This window comes from Neotabrizicola paludis, from assembly GCF_044142105.1.
Lineage (GTDB): Bacteria > Pseudomonadota > Alphaproteobacteria > Rhodobacterales > Rhodobacteraceae > Pseudogemmobacter.
Genome location: NZ_JBGTYM010000003.1, coordinates 92172 through 112276 on the forward strand (window position 1 = coordinate 92172; position 20105 = coordinate 112276).

20 protein-coding genes are annotated in these 20105 nt (G+C 65.7%); 6 read left to right on the forward strand and 14 right to left on the reverse strand.

Translation table 11 applies throughout. The features are described 5' to 3' along the window. Position 1: 1 nt before the first annotated feature. Both ACED67_RS08940 and ACED67_RS08945 read right to left on the reverse strand, forming a co-directional pair. The gene (locus tag ACED67_RS08940) at positions 2-961 is read right to left on the reverse strand and encodes a tripartite tricarboxylate transporter substrate binding protein (RefSeq protein ID WP_395541247.1); all 960 of its coding nucleotides are present in this window, start codon (positions 959-961) and stop codon (positions 2-4) included. A 101-nt stretch (positions 962-1062) separates the two neighbouring features. Beyond that, positions 1063-2112: a uroporphyrinogen decarboxylase family protein gene (locus ACED67_RS08945; RefSeq protein WP_395541248.1), complete on the reverse strand. Its 1050-nt coding sequence runs from the start codon at positions 2110-2112 to the stop codon at positions 1063-1065. A 139-nt stretch (positions 2113-2251) separates the two neighbouring features. Here ACED67_RS08945 and ACED67_RS08950 point away from each other — a divergent pair, with 139 nt between their 5' ends. Then, complete coding sequence (locus ACED67_RS08950; RefSeq protein ID WP_395541249.1) at positions 2252-3184, forward strand: LysR family transcriptional regulator; 933 nt, start codon at positions 2252-2254, stop codon at positions 3182-3184. Positions 3185-3239: 55 nt separating this feature from the next. Here the strand turns inward: ACED67_RS08950 and ACED67_RS08955 are convergent, their stop codons facing one another. The 9 genes from ACED67_RS08955 to ACED67_RS08995 form a co-directional block, all read right to left on the reverse strand. Beyond that, complete coding sequence (locus tag ACED67_RS08955; protein ID WP_395541250.1) at positions 3240-4328, reverse strand: ABC transporter ATP-binding protein; 1089 nt, start codon at positions 4326-4328, stop codon at positions 3240-3242. Continuing rightward, positions 4325-5125 (reverse strand): ABC transporter permease, encoded by an 801-nt coding sequence (locus tag ACED67_RS08960; RefSeq protein WP_395541251.1) that lies wholly within the window; start codon positions 5123-5125, stop codon positions 4325-4327. Before ACED67_RS08960 ends, ACED67_RS08955 begins: the two co-directional genes overlap by 4 nt. Beyond that, the gene (locus ACED67_RS08965) at positions 5125-5958 is read right to left on the reverse strand and encodes an ABC transporter permease (protein WP_395541252.1); all 834 of its coding nucleotides are present in this window, start codon (positions 5956-5958) and stop codon (positions 5125-5127) included. Before ACED67_RS08965 ends, ACED67_RS08960 begins: the two co-directional genes overlap by 1 nt. Positions 5959-6028: 70 nt before the next feature. Further along, the gene (locus tag ACED67_RS08970; RefSeq protein ID WP_395541253.1) at positions 6029-7036 is read right to left on the reverse strand and encodes an ABC transporter substrate-binding protein; all 1008 of its coding nucleotides are present in this window, start codon (positions 7034-7036) and stop codon (positions 6029-6031) included. Positions 7037-7062: 26 nt separating this feature from the next. Then, the gene (locus ACED67_RS08975) at positions 7063-8526 is read right to left on the reverse strand and encodes an aldehyde dehydrogenase (protein WP_395541254.1); all 1464 of its coding nucleotides are present in this window, start codon (positions 8524-8526) and stop codon (positions 7063-7065) included. Positions 8527-8537: 11 nt separating this feature from the next. Continuing rightward, on the reverse strand, positions 8538-9575 hold the full coding sequence (locus ACED67_RS08980; protein ID WP_395541255.1) for an LLM class flavin-dependent oxidoreductase: 1038 nt from the start codon (positions 9573-9575) through the stop codon (positions 8538-8540). Continuing rightward, a complete protein-coding gene (locus ACED67_RS08985) occupies positions 9572-10498 on the reverse strand; it encodes a flavin reductase family protein (RefSeq protein ID WP_395541256.1) in 927 nt (308 codons plus the stop codon). Before ACED67_RS08985 ends, ACED67_RS08980 begins: the two co-directional genes overlap by 4 nt. Further along, positions 10495-11289, reverse strand: a complete 795-nt coding sequence (locus ACED67_RS08990; protein WP_395541257.1) for an alpha/beta fold hydrolase — start codon at positions 11287-11289, stop codon at positions 10495-10497. The genes ACED67_RS08985 and ACED67_RS08990 overlap by 4 nt, the downstream gene beginning before the upstream one ends. Continuing rightward, positions 11261-11863, reverse strand: coding sequence for an amino acid synthesis family protein (locus tag ACED67_RS08995; protein ID WP_395541258.1), 603 nt, complete (start codon positions 11861-11863; stop codon positions 11261-11263). The genes ACED67_RS08990 and ACED67_RS08995 overlap by 29 nt, the downstream gene beginning before the upstream one ends. A gap of 98 nt (positions 11864-11961) precedes the next feature. Between ACED67_RS08995 and ACED67_RS09000 the strand changes: the two genes are divergently transcribed. Continuing rightward, positions 11962-12645: a GntR family transcriptional regulator gene (locus ACED67_RS09000; RefSeq protein WP_395541259.1), complete on the forward strand. Its 684-nt coding sequence runs from the start codon at positions 11962-11964 to the stop codon at positions 12643-12645. Continuing rightward, positions 12642-12926, forward strand: coding sequence for a DUF1330 domain-containing protein (locus tag ACED67_RS09005; RefSeq protein ID WP_395541260.1), 285 nt, complete (start codon positions 12642-12644; stop codon positions 12924-12926). The genes ACED67_RS09000 and ACED67_RS09005 overlap by 4 nt, the downstream gene beginning before the upstream one ends. A 47-nt stretch (positions 12927-12973) precedes the next feature. Here the strand turns inward: ACED67_RS09005 and ACED67_RS09010 are convergent, their stop codons facing one another. Beyond that, the gene (locus ACED67_RS09010) at positions 12974-13648 is read right to left on the reverse strand and encodes a DnaA N-terminal domain-containing protein (protein ID WP_395541261.1); all 675 of its coding nucleotides are present in this window, start codon (positions 13646-13648) and stop codon (positions 12974-12976) included. A 494-nt stretch (positions 13649-14142) separates the two neighbouring features. Here ACED67_RS09010 and ACED67_RS09015 point away from each other — a divergent pair, with 494 nt between their 5' ends. After that, positions 14143-15435 carry an AAA family ATPase gene (locus tag ACED67_RS09015; RefSeq protein WP_395541262.1) on the forward strand — a complete coding sequence of 431 codons (1293 nt, stop codon included), beginning with the start codon at positions 14143-14145 and terminating at the stop codon, positions 15433-15435. Positions 15436-15446: 11 nt separating this feature from the next. Further along, positions 15447-16568 (forward strand): ParB/RepB/Spo0J family partition protein, encoded by a 1122-nt coding sequence (locus ACED67_RS09020; protein WP_395541263.1) that lies wholly within the window; start codon positions 15447-15449, stop codon positions 16566-16568. 72 nt (positions 16569-16640) lie between these two features. On the opposite strand, the gene ACED67_RS09025 is transcribed toward ACED67_RS09020, so the two are convergent. Then, positions 16641-17684, reverse strand: coding sequence for a tyrosine-type recombinase/integrase (locus ACED67_RS09025; protein ID WP_395541264.1), 1044 nt, complete (start codon positions 17682-17684; stop codon positions 16641-16643). Between the two features lie 263 nt (positions 17685-17947). Between ACED67_RS09025 and ACED67_RS09030 the strand changes: the two genes are divergently transcribed. Further along, positions 17948-18853, forward strand: coding sequence for a hypothetical protein (locus tag ACED67_RS09030; RefSeq protein ID WP_395541265.1), 906 nt, complete (start codon positions 17948-17950; stop codon positions 18851-18853). A gap of 242 nt (positions 18854-19095) precedes the next feature. Here the strand turns inward: ACED67_RS09030 and ACED67_RS09035 are convergent, their stop codons facing one another. Next, positions 19096-20103 carry a LysR family transcriptional regulator gene (locus ACED67_RS09035; RefSeq protein WP_395541266.1) on the reverse strand — a complete coding sequence of 336 codons (1008 nt, stop codon included), beginning with the start codon at positions 20101-20103 and terminating at the stop codon, positions 19096-19098. Positions 20104-20105: the final 2 nt, after the last annotated feature.

The following is a 20105-nucleotide window of genomic DNA, read 5'->3' on the forward strand; positions in this document are numbered from 1 at the left end:
CTCAACGCCACGGCGTCACCTTCCAGGTCTCGGCCAGCTCTGTCGCGATCAGGTCGATCAGCGCGCGGTAATCGGCGGCGCTCAGATAGGCCAGCGGGATTTCGGCCTCTTGCGCGGTCTTAAGATATTCCGGGTCTTCCATCGCCGCCTTCAGCGCGTTCTGAAGCTTCTCGACGATCTCGGGCGACATCCCCGCCGGGGCGGCCAGACCGCGCGACGCGGTGACGGTGAGGTCAAAGCCCTGTTCCTTGAAGGTGGGGGCGTCGGACAGATAGGCCGAACGGTCCGCCGACATCACCCCCAGCACCCGGATGTCGCCGCTGCGGATCAGCGGCAGCACCTCGGACAGGTTCATCGTCGCCACGGGGACATGACCGCCCAGCAGCGCCTGACGCACCGGCGCGGTCGAGCCGAAAAAGGCCGGGGTGAAGGTCGCGCCCGAGATCCGGTTCAATTGCAGGATGCCGATATGTTCCGACGATCCCGCCGCGCCCGACGTGCCGACGACCAGGGCGCCCGGCGCCGCTTTCGAAGCCTCGATCACCTCGGCCAGCGTCTGGTAGGGGCTGTCCTTGCTGACGACAAGGATGCCCGGATCCAGCACGATGTTGCCGATGGTCTGGAAGCTGTCCATCGTGTATTTCGCCTTGCCCTCGACGGCCAGCGCGACGAAGGAGGGCGGGTTGATCATGCCGATCGTATAGCCATCCGGTGCGGCATTGGCCAATTCGGTCCAGCCGATCTCGCCACCGGCACCGGGCTTGTTGATGACGGCGATCGAGGCGCCGTCGCCCAGGTGCTTTTCCATGAAGATGGCGATCGAGCGCGCGGCCACATCGGTGCCGCCGCCCGGCGCGAAGGCGACGATCAGTTCGATCGGCTTTTCAGGATACTCGGCCAAGGCGGGCTGCCCCAGCACGGCCGCAAGCGCGGCTCCCATCAGGAATTTCGGGATTGTCATCGGGTTCTCTCACTGTTGATCTGGATCGGGGTTCGGTATTGGCCTGGCCCGAAAGCCATCCGTGATCGTTGGGCGTCACAGTAGAAGGCAGAAAGCGGGGGTCATGCCGCCGCCTCAGGGACCGGATCGTTCGCGGCCGCGACTGCGGCAGCGATCGCCTCGGCCGAGGTAAGGCCGCGCAGGAACTGGCAAAAGGCGGTCAGAGTATCGTCCGAAAAGCCGGCGCGAATGGCGCAGCTCGGCGCCAGGATCACGTCGCCAAAGCCCTTTGCCCCGGACAGGACGCGCAGGGCCTGACGGCGCAGCGCGGGCAGATCGTTGCGGGTGAAGGCCCAGCGGTCAATGCCGCCCACAATGCATTTGCCGGTGCTGAAACGGCCGGCCAGCGCGCTTGGCAGGGTTTCATTGTCATGCCAGTTCAGCGCATGGACCGGATAGTCCGACAATTCCCGAAACCGGATGCGCTCGCCATGGACATGCAGCAGGTTGAAACCGCCAGCCTGCGCGCCCAGCAGCGCCTCAATGTCATAGGGCGCGACGAATTCGCTGAAATCGTCATAGGACAGCAGATGGCGGCCGGTGTCCTGATGGGCAAAGAACACTCCGCTTGCCCCGGCCTCGATCGCGGCGCGTGCCAGATCCGCGGTTCCGCGGGCCAGCCTGCCCAGGGCCTCGTGCAACGTCTGGGTTCCCGCCCGAGCGGCAATCTGGTCATGCACCCGGCCACGGCTCAACTTCGAAGCCAGGGTCATCGGGCTGAACAGGGTGAACAGGATCGGCACCTCGGGCAAGGCCGCCCGCACCAGCCGCAAGGCCCGCAATTCGCGCGCCAGCGCGCCGCGGGTTGGATCCGGCTCGGGCAGGCGTGCCCAGGCGTCGGCCGCGACATAGGGGGTCTTGCTCAGCTTCGCGACACCGCCCTCGGATACGGCCGAGGTGTCGATCTCGACGCCAAGATCCTCGACGGCGAACATGCCGTTCGGTGCGGTCTTGACGAAAGCCATGTCAAAGCGGTGCTGGAAGTCGATGGTCGCGGCCGCCAGACGGTCGGCATCGTGATCGTCGTCAGGAAAATGGCTCCAGAAGGAAAACAGCGGCGCGCCACCCGTCCTCGTGCCAAACACCCGGCGGATATCGTCGCTGTACTGCATTCCCACGCCTTCCCTCTTTCTGGCCCTCGCGACGGCGGGGTCCTTGCTGCGGTGAGGAATAGGTGACAAAAGGTCATAGCAAAAATATTAGTTTGCGATATGATCCATCGCGATTTGCGATACCAGGATCAGGATCTCCATGCGTCTGGATCAATTGCGCTATTTCGTCGAGGCCGCCCGTCACGGCAGCATTTCCGCGGCGGCGCGGGCAGTCCACTTGGCCCAGCCGGCCTTTTCCGCCCATATCCGGGCGCTGGAAGACTCGCTCGGGCAGCCTCTGTTCGAACGCAGTGCCAAGGGCGTGACCCTGACCGAGGCGGGCAAGCGCCTTCATGACGGCGCGCTATCTCTGTTCCGGCATGTCGAGCAGGTGCGCGAAGAAACCGTGCATGCCTCGGCCGGGCTTGCGGGCGAGGTGCGGGTGGTTCTGGCAGCGTCAGCCGCGGCCATTCTGGCCGGGCAGCTGTACTGGGCCGTCCGACGCGCGCATCCGCAGATCAGGTTGGTCATCCTCGATCTGATGCGGGTGGAAAGCGACACGCTCGTCACCTCGCGCCAGGTGGATTTCGGGCTTTTGCCGAATGTCTCGACCCTGGTGGGCGCCGCATCCGAGCCGGTTCTGGCGCAGGATCTGTATCTGGTCGGGCGCCAGCGGCCGGTGGGCATGGGCGACGAGGTCGCATTCGCCGACCTGCACCGCTTTCCGCTGGTCATGGGCGGAAGGCGCAACCAGCTTCGCATCGAGATGGAGAATACGGCGGCGCGGATCGGGCAAAGGATCAATGTGGCGGTGGAGCAGGATTCCCTCTCGGTCTTCCGCAGCATCGTTCTTGCCGGGCCGGCCTATACGGTCGTGCCCTATTCAGCCTTCGCGATGGAAATTGAGGCCGGGCTGCTCAGCGCCACGCGGATCGTGCAGCCGGTGATCGAGCGGACCCTGTCCTTCGCCTGGCACGAATTCTCGGAACTGTCCCAATCGGCGCGGGCAGTGAAGGCGGTGTTCCGCGGTCAGGTGCAGGCGCTGGTGGACCAGAACGTCATGCGCGGGCGCATGCTGCCCGCGCCCGCGTGATCTTCTGCCGCGCGGCCGGGTCATCCGAAGCTCGCACCCCGCCTGGCGCAACCCGTCACTCGCGCAGGAAAGCATGCGCTGCTTCGGGCGCCCAGCGGATATGAAGATGGCTGCCGCGTGCAAGCTGTCCGGTCAGCGGATGACCGAAGTTCAGCCGCACCGTCAGCGGCGCCCCCCAGGCGGTGCGCGCCGATACCGTGGTATTGTTGCCCAGAAAGGTCAAATCCTCGACCGTCACCGGAAGCGTCGCGCCATCAGGGCCGGGCGCCCGATCCAGTTCGATCCGCTCGGGGCGCAACATGAGATCGGCCTTCGCCCCTGCCCTGCCCTGCCCATGCAACGGCACCGCCGCGACACGCGTGCCATCCGGGAAGCGCAGCCCAGTGCGCTGCCCCGCCACATCCGAAAGCTCCCCCGGAAGAAAGGCGCTGTCGCCGATGAAATCCGCCACGAAGCGGGTGGCGGGTTCGGCATAAAGTTCCGGTCCCGTGCCGACCTGCTCGATCCGGCCCTTGTTGAAAATGGCGATGCGATCCGACAGGCGCAGCGCCTCTTCCTGATCATGCGTGACATACAGGATCGTGACCCCGGTTTCCTGGTGGATGCGGCGGATCTCGAACTGAATCTCCTCGCGCAGCTTCTTGTCCAGGGCCGAAAGCGGTTCGTCCATCAACAGGACTGGCGGATCATAGACCAGTGCGCGGGCCAGCGCGACGCGTTGCTGCTGCCCGCCCGACATATTGGCGGGCATCCGGTCCTCGAACCCTTCCAGACGGACAAGCGCCAGCGCCCGCTTCACCCGCTCGGCGATTTCGGTGCTGCCCATCCGCCGCACGCGCAGCGGGAAGGCCACGTTCTCGCCCACGCTCAGATGCGGAAACAGGGTATAGCGCTGGAAGACCATCCCGATGTTGCGCTTGTGCGACGGCGTGTTCAGGATCGACTGGCCGCGCAGCCGGATATCCCCAGCGGTCGGGTCCTGGAACCCGGCAAGGATATAGAGCGTCGTCGATTTGCCCGATCCCGAAGGACCAAGGAAGGTCATGAACTCGCCCTCGGCAATGGTCAGGTCGACCCTGTCCGTGGCCACGACATCGCCATAGAGCTTTCGGATACCGTCGATTTGAAGATAAGGAACAGTCATTCGGATTTGCCTTTGCGAAGCAGCGCGGCAAGGACCATCAGCACAACGGTCAGCGCGACAAGAAGGGTCGAAGCGGCGGCGATCACCGGGGTCAGATCCTGTCGCAGCGTCGTCCAGACCTTGACGGGCAGGGTCTGAAGGCTGGGCGAGGCCATGAAGATCGCCAGGACGACCTCGTCCCAGGAAATCAGGAAGGAAAAGATCGCCGCCGAGAACAGGCCGTGGCGGATCGCGGGAAGAGTGACGCGCAGGCGCGCCTCCCACGGGCTGGCGCCGCAAAGGATCGCAGCCTCCTCGATCGCCGGGTCAAAAGTCTCCAGCGCGCCCGAGATCGTGATGATGGCAAAGGGCAGCGCCACGATCAGATGGGCGATGACAAAGCCCGGCAGGGTGCCGTTCAGACCAAGCCGCAGAAAGGCGGCGTACAGCGCGACTGCGACGATCACGACCGGCAGGACCATCGGCGTCAGGAAGAAGGCCCGCAGGACCGCCCGGCCGCGAAACCGCCCGCGCACCAGCGCAAGCGCGGCCAGAAGCCCGAACCCGACCGACAGGACCATGACGATCACGCCGATCTTGGCCGAGGTGAAAGCCGCCTCGAGCCAGCGCGGATCGGCAAAAAGATCCTGATACCATTTCAGTGTCCAGTCCGGCGGCGGAAAGATCAGCCAGCGCGACGAGCCGAAGGACAGCGCGATGATGAACAGGATCGGCAAAAGGAGGAACAGCGCCATCGCCGCGCAGATCGTGGCCAGGATCCAGCGCCAGGCGCCCAGCTTGTCGAAATCGAGCAGCATCAGCGCGCCTCCTTCGGTTCGAAAAAGCGCAGCTGAAGAGCATAGAGCCCCAGCGTCACCACCAGCAGCAGGAAGGCGGCGGCCCCGCCCATGCCCCAGTTCACCAGGCTCTGGACCTGCTGCACGATCAGCTCGGGCAGCATCATGTTGGCGGTTCCGCCCAGAAGCGAAGGCGTCACGAAATAGCCAAGCGACATGACAAAGACCATCAGACCGCCCGAGACCAGGCCCGGCGCAGCCAGGGGCAGCAGGACCCGGCGCAGCGCCTGCCCCCGCGTGGCGCCGCACAGGGCGGCAGCCTGCAGGATGGCGGGGTCGATCTTCCTGATCACACCGACCAGCGGCAGGATCATGAAGGGCAGCATGATATAGACCATGCCGATGGTGACGCCGATAAGGTTGTTGGTCAGTTGCAGGGGCTGGTCGATCAGCCCGATCGCCATCAGCGCACGGTTGATCAGCCCGGTCTGTTGCAGCAGCACCATCCAGGCATAGGTCCGCGCCAGAAGGTTGGTCCACATCGACAGAAGGATCACCGCGAACAGGATCGCCGCCCAGGGCCGCGGCAGGATCGCCAGGGCCCAGGCCACCGGGAAGGCGATCAGGATGGTCACCGCGGTCACCAGCCCTGCCACGAAGAAGGTGTTGAGGAAGACCTTCGCATAGGTCGCACTGCCCAGAAGGGCGGCGTAATTCTGCAGGCCCAGCTCCGGTTCCGTCACTGACCGCATCAGCAGCGCCGCGACCGGGATGATGAAAAAGGCAGCGAGCAGCAGGATCGCGGGCATGGCAAAGCCAAGGCCCGACCCGCGGCGGGTTGTGGCGGTCGACATCGTCGGGTCCTTCAGTCGGTCGGGGATCCCCGGGCGAAGCTCTGTCCCGCCCGGGGCTGCGGTGAGGCGGCTATTGCGCCTGCCAGGCGTACCAGCGGTTGCCGATCTCGTCGCGATGCGCGGCCCAATAGGCCAGATCGGCATTGATCTGAAGCGCGGTCTGCGCATCGGGCAGCGTGGCACGCACCGCCGGGTCCATCAGCTCGGCCGAGCCAAGGTTGATCGGCGCATAGCCCGAGGCGGCGGCAAAGGCGGCCTGCCCTTCGGCGCTCGTCGCCTCGGCGATAAACTTCATCGCCGCCTCTTTGTTCTTGGCCCCTTTCGGCACGACAAGCGCATCGGCGGCCGTGATGTTCTGATCCCAGCTTATGCCCACGTCCATCCCGTCGGCCTTCAGTGCCGCCAGACGCCCATTCCAGAAAAAGCCGATCGGCGCCTCGCCCGAAGCCAGAAGCTGCTGGCTCTGCGCGCCGCCTTCCCACCAGATGATGTCAGACTTGATCGTGTCGAGCTTCTTGAACGCGCGGTCCAGATCAAGCGGGTAAAGTTCTTCGGGCTTCACCCCATCGGCCAGCAAGGCCGCTTCGATCACGCCCGGCGCCGACCATTTGTAGAAGGTGCGCTTGCCGGGGAATTTCTGGGTGTCGAACAGATCCGCAAGCGTCGCAGGCTGCGCGCCCGAAAAATTGGCCGGGTTCCAGCCCAGCACGAAGGAATAGTAGAACGATCCCACCGCGAAGTCCGAAACGAAACGCGGATCCAGCTTGGTCTTGTCGATCACGCTGAAATCCAGCGGCTCAAGCAGCCCCTGCCCGCCCGCCTGCAAGGCCCAGTCGAATTCGGCATCGACCACGTCCCAGGTCACGGCGCCGGCTTCGACCATGGCTTTGATCTTGCCGTAATCGGTCGGCCCGTCCTGCACCACGGCGATGCCGGTCTTCTCGGTGAAGGGCGCGGCCCAATGTTCCGTCTGCGCATCCTGGGTCGTGCCGCCCCAGGACGTGAACACCATGTCATCTGCTCGTGCGCTGCCCGCAAAGGCAGTGGCGACAGCGAGCGCCAGAAGCGTCTTCTTCATGTTCTCTCCTCCCATGAAATCTGTTTTCAGCGCATGACGAACGGGTCGGGGATCGGATCGTCCGAAGTCCGAAGCCAGACCGCCTTGACCGCGGTGTAATCAAGCGCGGCGGCAAGCCCACCCTCGCGCCCGTGGCCCGAAAGGCCGTGGCCGCCAAAGGGTACGATGGGCGACACCGCACGGTAGGTATTGACCCAGACGATCCCGGCGCGGATGCCGCGGATCATGCGATGGGCTCGGGTCAGGTTCTGGGTGAAAACGCCCGACGCCAATCCGAAAGCCGTGTCATTGGCCAGGGCCAGCGCCTCGGCCTCGGTGGCAAAGCTGCGCACCGACAGGACGGGGCCGAAGAATTCTTCGTTCAGGGCTGGCGCCTCCGGCGCGTCGGAACAGTCCAGGATGGTGGGCGGAAAGTAGAACCCCGCCCCGGCCGGGGCCCTGCCGCCGGTGATCACCCGCGCACCTGCGGCGACAGAGCGGGCGATCAGATCCACAATCCGGTCGCGCTGACGCGCGGTGCACAGCGGCCCGACCTCGGTCTCCATCCGGTCGGGCGCGCCGATGGCCACGGCCTCGGCCTTGGCCTTCAGCCGGGCAAGAAAGGCCTCCTTCACGCTGTCCTGCACCAGCAGCCGCGATCCCGCGACGCAGCTTTGCCCGGTCGCCGCAAAGATACCCGCAACCTGGGCATTGGCCGCACTGTCCAGATCGGCATCGTCAAAGACGATGAAGGGCGATTTGCCGCCCAGTTCCAAAGAGACCCGCGCCAGATTGTCGGCGCTGGCGCGGACGATGTGGCGCGCGGTTTCGGGGCCGCCGGTAAAGGCGATATGGGCCACGAGCGGATGGCTGGTCAGCGCCCGGCCCGCATCGGGGCCGCCGGTCAGGATATTGACCACGCCGGGCGGGAAGCCCGCCTCATGCACCAGTCGCGCGAATTCCAGAAGCGGCGCAGGCCCGTCTTCCGACGCCTTCAGCACCACGGTACAGCCCGCCGCCAGCGCCGGGCCAAGCTTGACCGCCGACAGGAAAAGCTGGCTGTTCCAGGGCACGATGGCCGCCACCACGCCCACCGGTTCGCGCCGCAGCCAGACTTCCATATCCGGCTTGTCGACCGGCAGATGCGCGCCCTCGATCTTATCGGCAAGGCCCGCATAATAGCGATAATATTCCGCGACATAGGCAATCTGCGCGCTGGTCTCCCGCAGGATCTTTCCGGTGTCCCGCGTCTCAAGCGCGGCCAGACGCGGCGCCGCCGCCTGAACCAGATCGGCCAGCCGGTACAGCAGCTTTCCGCGCGCCGTCGCCGTCAGCCCGGGCCACGGCCCCTGCACAAAGGCGCGCTCCGCCGCCTGCACCGCCCGATCAACCTCTGCCGCATCGGCCAGGGGCATCACCGCCCAGGCGGTTCCGCGTGCCGGGTCAAGGCTTTCGAACGTCGCCGCCCCGTCTTCGAAACGGCCGTCGATATAGTGCTGGAAGCGGTCCATCTCGGCTCCTTTCAGGCGAAGGCGGGCATCACATCGCGGATCAGACGCTCAAGCGAGGCCTTCTTGCGCTCGAAACTCATGCCGGTGTCGATCCAGAAGCTGAACTCATCATATCCCAGCGCCTCATAACTCTTGATCCGCCGGATCACCTCGGCCGGTTCGCCGATGATCTGGTTCTTGCGCATCGCGGCGGCGGAATAGAACGGATGGGCGGCGATCTCGGCCTCGGTCAGCTCCTGGATCAGGCCCTGCGAGATCGGGCGCTCATTCTTGAACCAGGCGCCGAAGTAGCAATAGAACCGGTTGATCTCTTCCGCCGCCAACTGGGCATCGGCCTCGTCGCTGGCGACATAGGCGTGGCGCAGCACCATGATCTTCGGGCGCGGCACCTGCGGATGGGCGGCACAGGCGGTGTTGAAGCGCTCCATCAGGCTGACCACCTCTTCGTCGCCCAGATGCAGCGGCGTGACCTGGACATTGCAGCCATTGGCAACCGCGAAATCATGGCTGCTCGGGTCGCGGGCGGCGACCCAGATCGGCGGACCCGGCTGTTGCAGCGGCTTGGGTGAAGAGGTGGTCTTGGGGAACTGCCAATATTGCCCATCATGCGCGTAATCGCCCTGCCACAGCGCCTTGACCGCCGGAATCAACTCGCGCATGCGCCCGCCGGCATTCCACGCATCCAGCCCCGGCATCAGCCGCTCGTATTCGAAACTGTAGGCCCCGCGCGCGATGCCCAGATCAAGCCGCCCATCCATGATCAGGTCGGCCATCGCGGCCTCGCCCGCAAGACGGATCGGGTGCCAGAAGGGCGCGATCACCGTGCCCGTGCCCAGGCGCACATTCCGCGTCCGCCGCGCCAGATCGACAAGATTCAGCAACGGATTCGGCGCGATGGTGAAGTTCATGCCATGGTGTTCGCCGGTCCAGATCGCATGCATGCCGCCCTCGTCGGCGATCCTGCACAGTTCAATCATCTGATCGTAAAGATCTTTTTCGTCCTGATCGGGCGTAACCCGTTCCATGTGAATGAAAAGAGAGAACTTCATCTCGCCTGCCCTTCCGCGTTCCGCGCCACGCGCCCTTTTTCATGAGTGCCGAAATACGTGCCGAAATTGCCCATCCGCGATTCATCGGCGAGCCGCTCGAGCATGATGCGCAACGCGGGATCGGTGACATCGTCCAGCGCATCCGGCGCAAGCTCGACAAAGGCCCCCTGCCCCGGCACGCAATCCGCCGCCGCCGGGCAGCGCAACGCGATATGCTGGGTGCCCAGCTGGGCGTCTTCGTAGACAGAATAGACCGAGCCGGGTTCCGCCGCGATCTTCAACCGCTCGAACAGCCCGGCAAGCGCGGCCTGAATGCCCGCGCGCCCGACGCGGACCATGGGAACCGAGGTCCCGCCTCGACCGTCATCGACCAGAAGCACCCGCCCGACGCTTTCGATGATCGCCGACAAGACCACATCCGGCCCTGCCGGGAGCTCCTGCGCCGTGGCCGAAGGCGTGACATAGGCGCCACGATAATAGCCCAGGCCCGGATGCGGGCTGGCCCCGAACCCACCGATCCGGCCCAGAAGGATCGTATGGTCCCCGGTCGGAATCGCCTGTTCCATCGCACAGTCGAACCAGGCCGCGACCCCCTGGATCAGCGGGGCGCCAACCGGGCCTCGCCGCCACTCCACCGTCGAGAAACGGTCTGCGACCGGACGGGCAAATGTCGTCGAAACATCCTTCTGGCTTTCGGCCAGGATATTGACCGCAAACCCTCGTGCGCTGCGAAAGGCCTCAAGATTGGCCGACTTGTTCGCGATCGACACCAGCAGCAGCGGCGGATCGAGCGAGACCGAGGCAAAGGAATTGGCGGTGAAGCCAAGCGGATTTCCCGCGGGATCGATGGCTGTCACCACCGTCACGCCAGTCATGAAGCAGCCGAAGGCGTCGCGCAGGGCGCGGGGATCGACCTCGGTCATGCCCGGATCCTTTCGCTGTCCAGCCAGGCCGAAAGCGCCTGGGTCACGGCATCGGGGGCCGTCAGGTTCACCATATGCCGATGGCCCGCGATCACCACCGCCCGGCCCTGCGGCGCCATCCCGGCCATCGCCCGGGCCATGTCGGGGGTCGAGTTCAGGTCATTCTCGCCGGTCAGCACCAGAAAGGGTCCGGCAATCTCGCCCAGCCGCCCGGCATAGACGCCATCCCCCTCGGCGAAGGCGCGATAAGCGGCGGCATAGCCCGCCTGGGGCACCGTGCGAAGCCAGCCCGCCACCGTTTCGCGCACAGCCCCGTCCTCGGGCGAAAACCAGCGGGCCAGCGGCGCCTCGATGCCCGCCTGCCCTGCCGCGATCTCGGCCGCCCGGGCCTCGACAGCGGCGCGCGCCTCGGCCGAACGGCGGTGAACGCCATTCAGCAGGGCTGTCCGGCTGACCAGCGCCGGATGGTCGATCGCAAGACCCGTCGCGATCAAGGCCCCCATCGAATGCCCGGCGACAGCCACTGGGCCAAGCTCAAGCGCCGACACCACGCGGGCGGCCCAGTTCACATAATCCGGCAGGCGCGGCGCGCAGGGCAGGCCGTCGCTGCCGCCATGGCCTGGCATGTCGACCGCGATCACCCGGGCCCGCCGCGACAGATCGGCGATCTGCGGGCCCCAGGCTTCCGCCCGCATCCCGACACCATGGATCAACAGCAGGGGCGCACCCGCGCCCGCCTCGATCACGCGGACCGTGGCGCCGTCAGACAGATGCAGGGTTCGCGACATCATGGCCCAGATCTTTCAGATCCTGATAACGGTCGCCGATCCGGTGATGTGGGCGCCCCCCGGTCGAGGCCCCCAGCGCGACGACGATCTCATCCTCGGCCGGCGCGTCGGGAATCGAAAAATGCACCGTCTGGTAATGCGACCGGCGGCCTTCGTCATGCTTGTCCATCAACGGGATCATCAGCGGCGTATTGGCCGCGCCACGCACATTGGTGAAGGCCAGATAGGTCTTGGCCCCGACGGCCTGACGATAGTGATTGCCAAAGCGAAGGGTGTGGATCAGCGCATTCGCATGTTCAAGTTCGCCGCGCAGGCCGACCACCGCCGCCTTGCCATAGCCTTCGACATTCCCGGCCCCGCCGGCAGCGTCGAGAATCATCGCCGTCAGCAGCGCGCCCAGCTCGGGCGCCACATCGTGGATTTCGGGCTTGAGGTCTTCGACAAAGCCGCGCCCGGCCCAGGGATTGGTCACGACCGCGGCAGCGCCGATCAGTTTCAACGGTCGGGCAGCGGCGCGACCGCCTTCGATCAGGGTGGTTTCGACGAAGGTCAGGGTTTTGCGAATCTGCGCGGGCATGGGGCACTCCGATGGCTTCGGGCAAGAAGATGGTATACCATATTACGGAATGTCAAGTGATACTTGCGTCTGGCCCTTCGGCCCCCTAAGCTGCGACAATGACCCAGGCCGCCGATACGACGCTCAGAATTGATCACGCACCCATGACGCTGCGCGAGCTGGTCGTCGGTCGCTTGCGGGACGCAATCATCGCGGGCCGGTTTCCCGGCGGCGCGCGGCTTGTCGAGCGCACGCTTTGCGACCAGCTTGGCGTGTCGCGTTCCGTCGTGCGCGAAGCCATCCGCTATCTCGAAGCAGAGGGTCTGGTGGAAACCCTGCCGCGGGGTGGCCCTGTCGTCGCCCGGCTCGACTGGCCGCAGGCGCGCCAGATCTATGATATCCGCCGCCTGCTCGAAGCGGATGCTGCGGCAGCCTGCGCGGCCCGGGCCGATGCCACGGTCGACCGGCAGTTGCGCGCCGCCTTGGCGGATCTGAAGAAAGCCTTCGCCAGCGCAAAACCCGAGGCCCTGCTGCCAGCCACGACCCGCTTCTACGAAGTGATTTTCACTGCGGCGGGGCATGAGATTGCCTGGGAAATCGTCTGCCGCCTGAACAGCCGCATCTCGCGGCTGCGCGCGATGACGCTCGCCACCACCAATCGCAGCACGTCGGGCTCGGCCCATATGCAGCGCATCTGCGAGGCGATCTGTGCCCGTGATCCCGCAGCGGCCGCCGCCGCCGTGAACGCCCATCTTTCGGACGCGGCCGAACTCGCCCGGATCAGCCTCGAGACGCGCCCATGACGGCTTACTGGATAGCCCATGTGACCGTCACCGATCCCGAGGCATATGCCGGCTACCAGAAACTGGCCCCCGCCGCTTTCGCCCGTTACGGCGCCCGTTTCCTTGCCCGGGGCGGCGCGGCGGAAGTGCTGGAAGGGCCGGCGCTCGACCGCCATGTCGTCATCGAGTTTCCCTCGGTCCAAGCCGCGAGGGATTGCTATTTGTCTGAGGACTATCGCGCCGCCCGCACCGCGCGCGCTGGCGCCTGCATAGCGCATGTGGTGATCGTCGAAGGTCTGTAAGCCACTGCCAACAAACCGCTTTTCGCACTCTGAGGTTAACTCCCGCCTCAGGCGGTGATCTGGACATCCCGGACACTGGGATCGACGCGCCGAACGACAGAAAGCAGCCGATCCTTCAGGTTCGTAGCCACATAGGTCGCATGGAACCGGGTTGGCGCGACCAGGATCAGGCAGCCATCCTCGCGTGCCGCCTCGGTCAGGCTGTGCAGCCAGGCGCCATAGGTCGCCGTGTCTTCCTCATGCAGCCGCGCCTGGGCCTGCGCCCAGATCGTTCCATCTTCGGCGGGCAGGGGCTCGCGCCGCAGCGCGACCACATTCGTTGCAGGCCGCGCTTCGGAGGGTTGCAGCCTTTCCACGAAATCCTCGCCGATCAGCGGCCAGGCCGGGCGCGTATCCTCAAGCATGCGGCCCAGATTCAGCCCATAGACACTGACCCGACCGCGCGCGCCCTGACGTTTCAGCACCAGCCAGTCCTGCGCCCGGAACCGGGCCATCTCGCGCTTGACCGTCCTCTCGTCGACCGACCACAGCCGCGCGATTTCGCCCTGCCCCGTCGTCAGCTCGTCGCGCTGCCAATTGTAGCGTGCGGTGATCAGCGCCATGATCCGCAACACCTGCCGCTGGACGTGCTTGTCCTTAGACAGGGCAAAGGCCATCAGCGCGGACAGGATGTCATATTTGCGCGACGCTGCCTCGCGCCCGACGGGCCGGGGAAGCTGCATGGGGTTCTCCTGTCCTGAACCGCGGCCGTTTCGGGCTTTGGCCTGCCTGATTGTCTGGGGCTTGTCCGCCCTCTTCCTGTGCAGCGCCGCAATCTCAACGCTCTTCGCTGCATGTTGGATATTTGCGTCCGGTTTTACGATTCTGTCAAGCGACTTGGTCCGGGGGTTTTCTTCCTACCTCAATCCTCAATCGAATTTTCGGGTATCATCGGTATTGGGGGACATCCAGCCTGGCCCCCAATGGCGCCAGAATGTCCCCCAATAGGCGGTAGGGCAGATGGTCTTGTCCCCCAATATCGCGCGGTCACCCTCCGGAAACCGCCCTGCCCTGCACCCTGACCGATTCGGGCCGCCTGGGGTTGAAACGCCTTGTCCGCCCGCGCTTTTCTTCCCCACGGGGAAGATTCCGCATCATGATAACTTCGCTTTTGCATTCTGTGCAAATCCGGCGTATTTCGGAAGTCGACAAGAATTTACGTTCCGAAGAGGCGGGCATGTATACGCATGAAGACCTTTCCCGGCTGCAGGCGCAGTCGCTTAAGATGCAAAGCTGGATCCGGCAGCAGACATTCAGCCCCGAGAACCGCAAGACGCTGCGCCGCTTCTCGTCCTGGGAGGTGGCCGAACTGATCTTCAAGATCAACCAGTCCACCTTCCGCGGCCGTTTCGCGGCCGAGCCCGATCTTCCGGGCGGCGAGGTCGAGCCGGATGGCCGCCAGCGCTGGTTCACGCTGGAAGAGATCAACGCGCTGCGCCGCAAGATGAAGATCAATCGCAAGTCGCTGATGCCGCCCCGCCCCGCCGGCAAGCGGGCCTTTCGCGCGGCCGTCGCCAATTTCAAGGGCGGGGCCGGCAAGTCGACGGTCGCGCTGCATCTGGGCCATGCGGCGGCGCTGGACGGCTATCGCGTGCTGCTGGTCGATTTCGACCCGCAGGCCACGTTGTCCCATTCCATGGGCCTGACCGATGTGGCCGAGGATTACACTGTCTGGGGCATCATGGCCCGCGACCTGATCCGCGAGACCGACAGCATGAACTCGGCCGCTACGGGAGCGGCCAGTGGAACCGCCCTGCCCCGGCGCCAGATCCCGGCCTCGATCCGCGATCTGGGCTTGGGCGAGCTGCGCCATGCCGATTTCATCAAGCCCACGGCCTGGTCGACCATCGACATCGTGCCCTCCTGCGCCAATGCGGCCTTTGTCGAGTTCGCCAGCGCCCAGTATCGCCACCTGAACCCAGAATGGTCCTTCTTCGCCGCCGTCTCGCGCTACCTCGACGGTCTGGGCGACGACGATTATGATCTGATCCTGTTCGACTGCCCGCCCGCCATCGGCTATCAGTCGATGAACGCGGTCTTCGCGGCGGACATGCTCTACATCCCCTCTGGCCCGGGCTATTGGGAATATGATTCCACCACCAGCTTCATCGGCCAATTGGCCGAGGCGCTGGAAGACCTGTCGGGTTTCGGCGCGACCTTCCCCGCGGGGAAGATTGGTCTGCCCAAGGCCTTTGCTGAAATTCGCTTCCTGATGACGCGCTATGAGCCGGGCAATGACCTGCATCGTGCGATGTTCGAAGCCTTCCGAAAGGTTTTCGGCCCCCATGTGGCGGAACACCCGATCGAAATGACGCGGGCGGTCGAACAGTCCGGGCGCTTCCTGTCTTCGGTCTATGAGATCGACTATCGCGAGATGACGCGCGAAACCTGGCGCCGCGCCCGGGCCAGCTTCGACCGCGCCTATGAGGAATTCCGGGCCAGCGTGCTGGCGGCCTGGGACCGGATCTGAGGGGGCCCGAGATGAGCAAGAAGCGCCGCATGTTCGACATCGACCTGCCCGACGATCCTGCTCCGGCGGTCGCGGAAACCTTCCCTGCGGGGAAGGTCGCCGAACCGCCGTCCCGCCGCGGCCCGATGGCGGCGGCGATTGCCGAGACCGTATCCTCGACGCGCGAACGGCAAGAGGCCGAGGCGCAGATCCGAGCGGAAAATGACGCGCTGGCGCATGAACATGTGCGGCTCAAGCGTCTCGGTCTGGTGATCGAACTGGTGCCGCTTGACCAGATCGAGATGGCCAAGCTGGTACGTGACCGGAAGAAGGGGCCGGATCAGGAACTGGCAGAGCTGGTGGCCTCGATCTCCGAGCTTGGCCTGTCCAACCCGATCCGGCTTGAGGCCCGTGCCGATGGGCGGTTCGAGTTGATCCAGGGCTATCGCCGTTTGTCGGCCTATCGGCAGCTGCTGACCGAGACGGGTGATGCCGAGCGCTACGGAGCGATTCCGGCGGTGGTCGCGCAAAGCGGCGACGGGCTTGAGGCGCTCTATCGCAAGATGGTCGATGAAAACCTGGTGCGGAAGGACATCTCCTTCGCCGAGATGGCGATGCTGGCACTGGACTATGCCGCTGATCCGGGCATCGCGGTGACCGACCCGGACAAGGCTGTGGCGCTGCTGTTCAAGTCGGCAGGCTATCAGAAGCGCAGCTATATCCGCAGCTTCATCCCCGTCGTGTCGCGCCTGGGCGGAGAGCTGCTTTATCCGCAGGAAATTCCGCGCGCGCTCGGCCTGGCACTGGCGCGCCGCTTCGAAGAGGTCGAAGATCTGGTGCCGATGATCCGGGCTGAATTGAAGGGATGGGACACGAGGTCGGTGGCCGATGAGCTGGCCGTGTTGCGCCGCTTCGCGGGCGAAGATGCCGGGGCGGAAGGGCAGGGTGCGGCGCAATCGACCCGCCCGGCCACTGTCCCGGGCAAGCCAACCAAGGCGCGCACCAGCTTTCAGTTCGACCGGCGCGAGGGGCGCGGCAAATGTGTCGCTGCCGTCGGCAAGCTTGAAATCCAGCTGGACCGCGACTTCACAACCATTGACCGGCGGCGGCTGGAACAGGCGGTTCGCCTGATGCTGGATCAGCTGGAAGGCTAGAAATCTTCCCCGCGGGGAAGGTTCTTCAATCGGCCTACCCAAGGGGCGGGGGCGTGGTGCTTGTCTGCGCCCTCAGTCGCCCAGCAGGTCGGTGGCCGGGTTTTCGCTGATCTCGACATCGGCATAGTATTTCTGGGCTTGTACGGCGGAGCGGTGCAGGCTCAGCTTCATCGCGGCCGCCAGGGGCGCGCCATCCAGCGCGGCCTGGGTCAGGAAGCCGGCGCGGAGGCCGTGCGGAGTGGCATAATCCTCGGGCAGGCCGGCGGATCGCAGCCGGTGGCGGAGGATGGTCCGCAGCGCGTCGGAGGCGAGGCGGCGGGGCAGGGGGCGGTCAGACTTCGAGACCGGGCGGAAGAGCGGGCCTTCCCTGAGCCCGGTGACCTCCAGCCAATGCATCACCGCCCGCGCCGCACGGCCCTTGAGCGGCAGCTTCGGCGCCTGATCCTTGCGCGTCGTCTTGGTCTCCAGCAGGCGGACCCAGAGCAGGCCCTTGGCCCTGAAGTCGTCGCGTCCGATATCCTCGACATTCAGTGCGGTCACTTCCGAGCGCCGCCGCCCGCCCGAGGCGAAGGCCAGCATCAGCATCGCCCGGTCGCGAATGCCGCGATGGCTGTCGTCACAGGTGGCGAGCAGCGATTCCAGCATATCGCGGGTGACGGGCCGGGGCGATTTGGGCGCATGCGGCCGCGCATTGGCCCGGCGTGCCTTCTGCCGTGCCTGCTGAACCAGCGGCGCCGCGAAGGGCGAGGCCAGGTTGCGCATCCGGTGAAAGGCCTGCCAGGAGGCGATGCGCCGGTCCAGCGTGGCAGGGGCGGGGCAGGCGAGGGCGACGCGCAACCCGATCGCGATCAGTTCCTGCGCCACGTCCTGGGCGGGTCCGGGCTTGCCGGCCAGATCCTGGGCATGGTCGAGGATGAAGCGCAGGGCGACCTTCTCCTCTTCGGGCCAGGCCAGGGGGCGCCCGAAGGCGGCCATCTTCCAGGCGGCGATATAGGCCAGGTCGCGCTCCCAGGCGCGCAGCGTGTTGGGCGGTGTGCCGCGCCGGAACAGATCGCTCAGCGCGACCTCGTCGGCATCGGACAGTTGGGCATAGGCGGGCAGGGTGAGGGCGGTCATTCAGGGCCTTTGCGGCTGGTTTCGTGCGCCAGATTGCGCTGGAGCCGGGCAGGTTGCAACAGCCATGATAAGGCGAACTTATCGTGGGCAATATCGGAGGTAAAAGATTGCCTTGGTAATCCGCAAAGATTAAGCATAATGCCGATATGGTTCAAAGAGCGCCTGCACACGCGCCTTCTGGTGAAAAACCTGATGAGGAGGACCTCTGGTTCCTTCCGGGCCCTTTGGACCCGGACGAGGATGCGGGGTCTCAGAACCTCACCTTGCCGCGCGCCGTGGCGCGCGGCCTGGCCGATCCGGCGGACTGGGGCGCGGCGCAAGCCGCCCTGGCCGGTGACTTGGCGGATCTGGCGCAGGATGTCGGGCGGTTGCAGGAGCGGTTCGCGGCCATGGGGCAGGGGGCCGTCGCGCGACTGGCCGCGAGCGAGGCGCTGGCGGTCGGTTGGTGGGCAGGCGACCGGCTGTCTTCGGACCGGCTGGCCCTGTGGATGTCGTTCCGCCTGGGGGCCACGGGCGCGGATGGCGGGGCGATGACCCGGCTGTCCTGGGTGGCCCGGCGGCTTGCGGCGGACCCGGCGCGGACCGATGCGCAGGATGCGGCGCAAAGTCTCGGGCTGGCCGGGCAGGATACCGCCTTCCTGGACGAGGCCAATGCTGCCCTGGCCGCGTTGCAGACGCTGCATCCTCTGGTGCGCGGGGCCGCCGCGTTCCGGCTGTGGCAGCAGCTGGACGAGCGGCCCGACCATCTGCGCGGGCTGGAGGCGGTGGTTCTGGGGGCGAAGATCGCCGGGGGGCGGTCTCTGCCGTTCTTGCCGCTGGCGGCGGCGGGCTTCGCCGCCCTGACCGCGACCGGCGGCGCCGAGCGGCGGCTGGCGGGTTGGCTGACGGGCGCGCATCAGGCCGTGCTGGCAGGCTTGCTGGAGCTGGACCGGCTGCGCCGCTGGCAGGAGCGTGCCACGGAAGCGGTGGCCGATCTGTCCGGGCGGGTGCCGCGCCTTCTGCTGGGCAGCCTGACCCGGCACCCGATGGTCTCGGCCCCGCAGGCCGAAAGCGAGACCGGCGCCAGCCGAGCGGCGGTCGAGCGGAACCTAAACCTGCTCGCCAAGCGCGGCATCGCGCGCGAGGTCACCGGGGCAGGGCGGTTCAGGGTCTGGGCCGCGGCGGTTTAGGGCAAGACCCATTTGATCATCAGTACAGAGAGGGGGCCTGAATGACCGGACCAAGGGCCGAATGGCTTGCAAGCTGCAGGCCATCACCGACCCCGATAGTTGCACCATCCGCTTCTTCATATGCCGCTTCGAGGCAATGCAAGCGTTTTAGGAGAGGGAATATGCATCTCAGACCCGAATTCGACCATGGCAATAGAGGCGCGGTCTTCCTCTGTCTGAAAGACGAACGTCGAGGCCTGATCTCAGAAACAAGCCGCGATCTCGTCGCGCAGCCAGCGGTTCGGCGGTGAGGACTGGTTCTCGGCCAGCCAGATCATGCTGGTGGATTGCTTCTGTTCCAGAAAGGGCGGGTCGAGCAGGATCAGGTTGTGCGATTTCTCGAACAGGCGCGCCACGCTTTCGGGCATGATCGCCACCAGATCGCTGCGCCCGACAATGGCGACCGCGGCCGAGAAATGCGGCACCAGCGCCACCACCCGCCGCTTGCGGCCCAGCGTGTCAAGGTATTCGTCGATCCAGCCGCGGCGGCTGGGCGAGGAGGTGACCTTGACATGCCCCAGTTCCAGCAGCTTTTCGAAGGTGAAATCGGACTGTACGACCGGATTGTCGGCCGAGATGATGCAGACCCGCCTTTCGGTGAACAGCGGCATCGACTGGAACCGGGCCGGAATCGAATCCAGCGTCATCACCGCCACGTCGATCGTGCCATCGTCCAGATAGTCCTGCATCAGGGTGCGGTTGCCCTGCAAGGGGCCGGTGATGGTGCGCGGCATGTGCTGCACCTCGATCACGCAATTGGGCGCGCTGCGGCGGATGCGTTCCAAGAGGCGCGGCATCAGCACGACCGAGAAGTAATCGTTCATGCCGATGCGGAAGGTGCGCGGCGACTGCACCGGATCGAAGGCCTGATGCGAGCGCATCACCGCCTCGGTCTCTTCGATGATCCGCTTCACGCCAGGGAAGATGTCGGCGCAATGCCGGGTCATGGTCAGGCCGCGGGCATTGCGCAGGAACAGCCGGTCGCCGGTGATCGCGCGCAGGCGCTTGAGTGCATGGCTCATCGCGGGTTGCGACAGGCCAATGTAGTCGCCGGCCTGGGTCATGTTGCCCTTGACCGCCAGCGCGTAAAGCACCTTCAGCAGATTGAGGTCGAGCCCGCCCAGAGGAAAACGCTGCATTCCGTTGGTGTACAGCGGGGCCGCTCGAGCGGGCAAGGCGGAATGCGGAAGCGGCGGCGGCCGGGTCCGCATGC

Excerpts from the sequence above, each read along its gene's own strand:
- ACED67_RS08995 (WP_395541258.1), bottom strand. The coding sequence starts at position 11,863 with ATGCCCGCGCAGATTCGCAAAACCCTGACCTTCGTCGAAACCACCCTG.
- ACED67_RS09010 (WP_395541261.1), bottom strand. The coding sequence starts at position 13,648 with ATGCAGCTTCCCCGGCCCGTCGGGCGCGAGGCAGCGTCGCGCAAATAT.
- ACED67_RS08955 (WP_395541250.1), bottom strand. The coding sequence starts at position 4,328 with ATGACTGTTCCTTATCTTCAAATCGACGGTATCCGAAAGCTCTATGGC.
- ACED67_RS09025 (WP_395541264.1), bottom strand. The coding sequence starts at position 17,684 with ATGACCGCCCTCACCCTGCCCGCCTATGCCCAACTGTCCGATGCCGAC.
- ACED67_RS09020 (WP_395541263.1), top strand. The coding sequence starts at position 15,447 with ATGAGCAAGAAGCGCCGCATGTTCGACATCGACCTGCCCGACGATCCT.
- ACED67_RS08990 (WP_395541257.1), bottom strand. The coding sequence starts at position 11,289 with ATGATGTCGCGAACCCTGCATCTGTCTGACGGCGCCACGGTCCGCGTG.
- ACED67_RS09035 (WP_395541266.1), bottom strand. The coding sequence starts at position 20,103 with ATGCGGACCCGGCCGCCGCCGCTTCCGCATTCCGCCTTGCCCGCTCGA.
- ACED67_RS08945 (WP_395541248.1), bottom strand. The coding sequence starts at position 2,112 with ATGCAGTACAGCGACGATATCCGCCGGGTGTTTGGCACGAGGACGGGT.
- ACED67_RS08980 (WP_395541255.1), bottom strand. The coding sequence starts at position 9,575 with ATGAAGTTCTCTCTTTTCATTCACATGGAACGGGTTACGCCCGATCAG.
- ACED67_RS08965 (WP_395541252.1), bottom strand. The coding sequence starts at position 5,958 with ATGTCGACCGCCACAACCCGCCGCGGGTCGGGCCTTGGCTTTGCCATG.
- ACED67_RS08940 (WP_395541247.1), bottom strand. The coding sequence starts at position 961 with ATGACAATCCCGAAATTCCTGATGGGAGCCGCGCTTGCGGCCGTGCTG.
- ACED67_RS08950 (WP_395541249.1), top strand. The coding sequence starts at position 2,252 with ATGCGTCTGGATCAATTGCGCTATTTCGTCGAGGCCGCCCGTCACGGC.
- ACED67_RS08985 (WP_395541256.1), bottom strand. The coding sequence starts at position 10,498 with ATGACCGAGGTCGATCCCCGCGCCCTGCGCGACGCCTTCGGCTGCTTC.
- ACED67_RS08960 (WP_395541251.1), bottom strand. The coding sequence starts at position 5,125 with ATGCTGCTCGATTTCGACAAGCTGGGCGCCTGGCGCTGGATCCTGGCC.
- ACED67_RS08975 (WP_395541254.1), bottom strand. The coding sequence starts at position 8,526 with ATGGACCGCTTCCAGCACTATATCGACGGCCGTTTCGAAGACGGGGCG.
- ACED67_RS09000 (WP_395541259.1), top strand. The coding sequence starts at position 11,962 with ATGACCCAGGCCGCCGATACGACGCTCAGAATTGATCACGCACCCATG.
- ACED67_RS09015 (WP_395541262.1), top strand. The coding sequence starts at position 14,143 with ATGTATACGCATGAAGACCTTTCCCGGCTGCAGGCGCAGTCGCTTAAG.
- ACED67_RS08970 (WP_395541253.1), bottom strand. The coding sequence starts at position 7,036 with ATGAAGAAGACGCTTCTGGCGCTCGCTGTCGCCACTGCCTTTGCGGGC.
- ACED67_RS09005 (WP_395541260.1), top strand. The coding sequence starts at position 12,642 with ATGACGGCTTACTGGATAGCCCATGTGACCGTCACCGATCCCGAGGCA.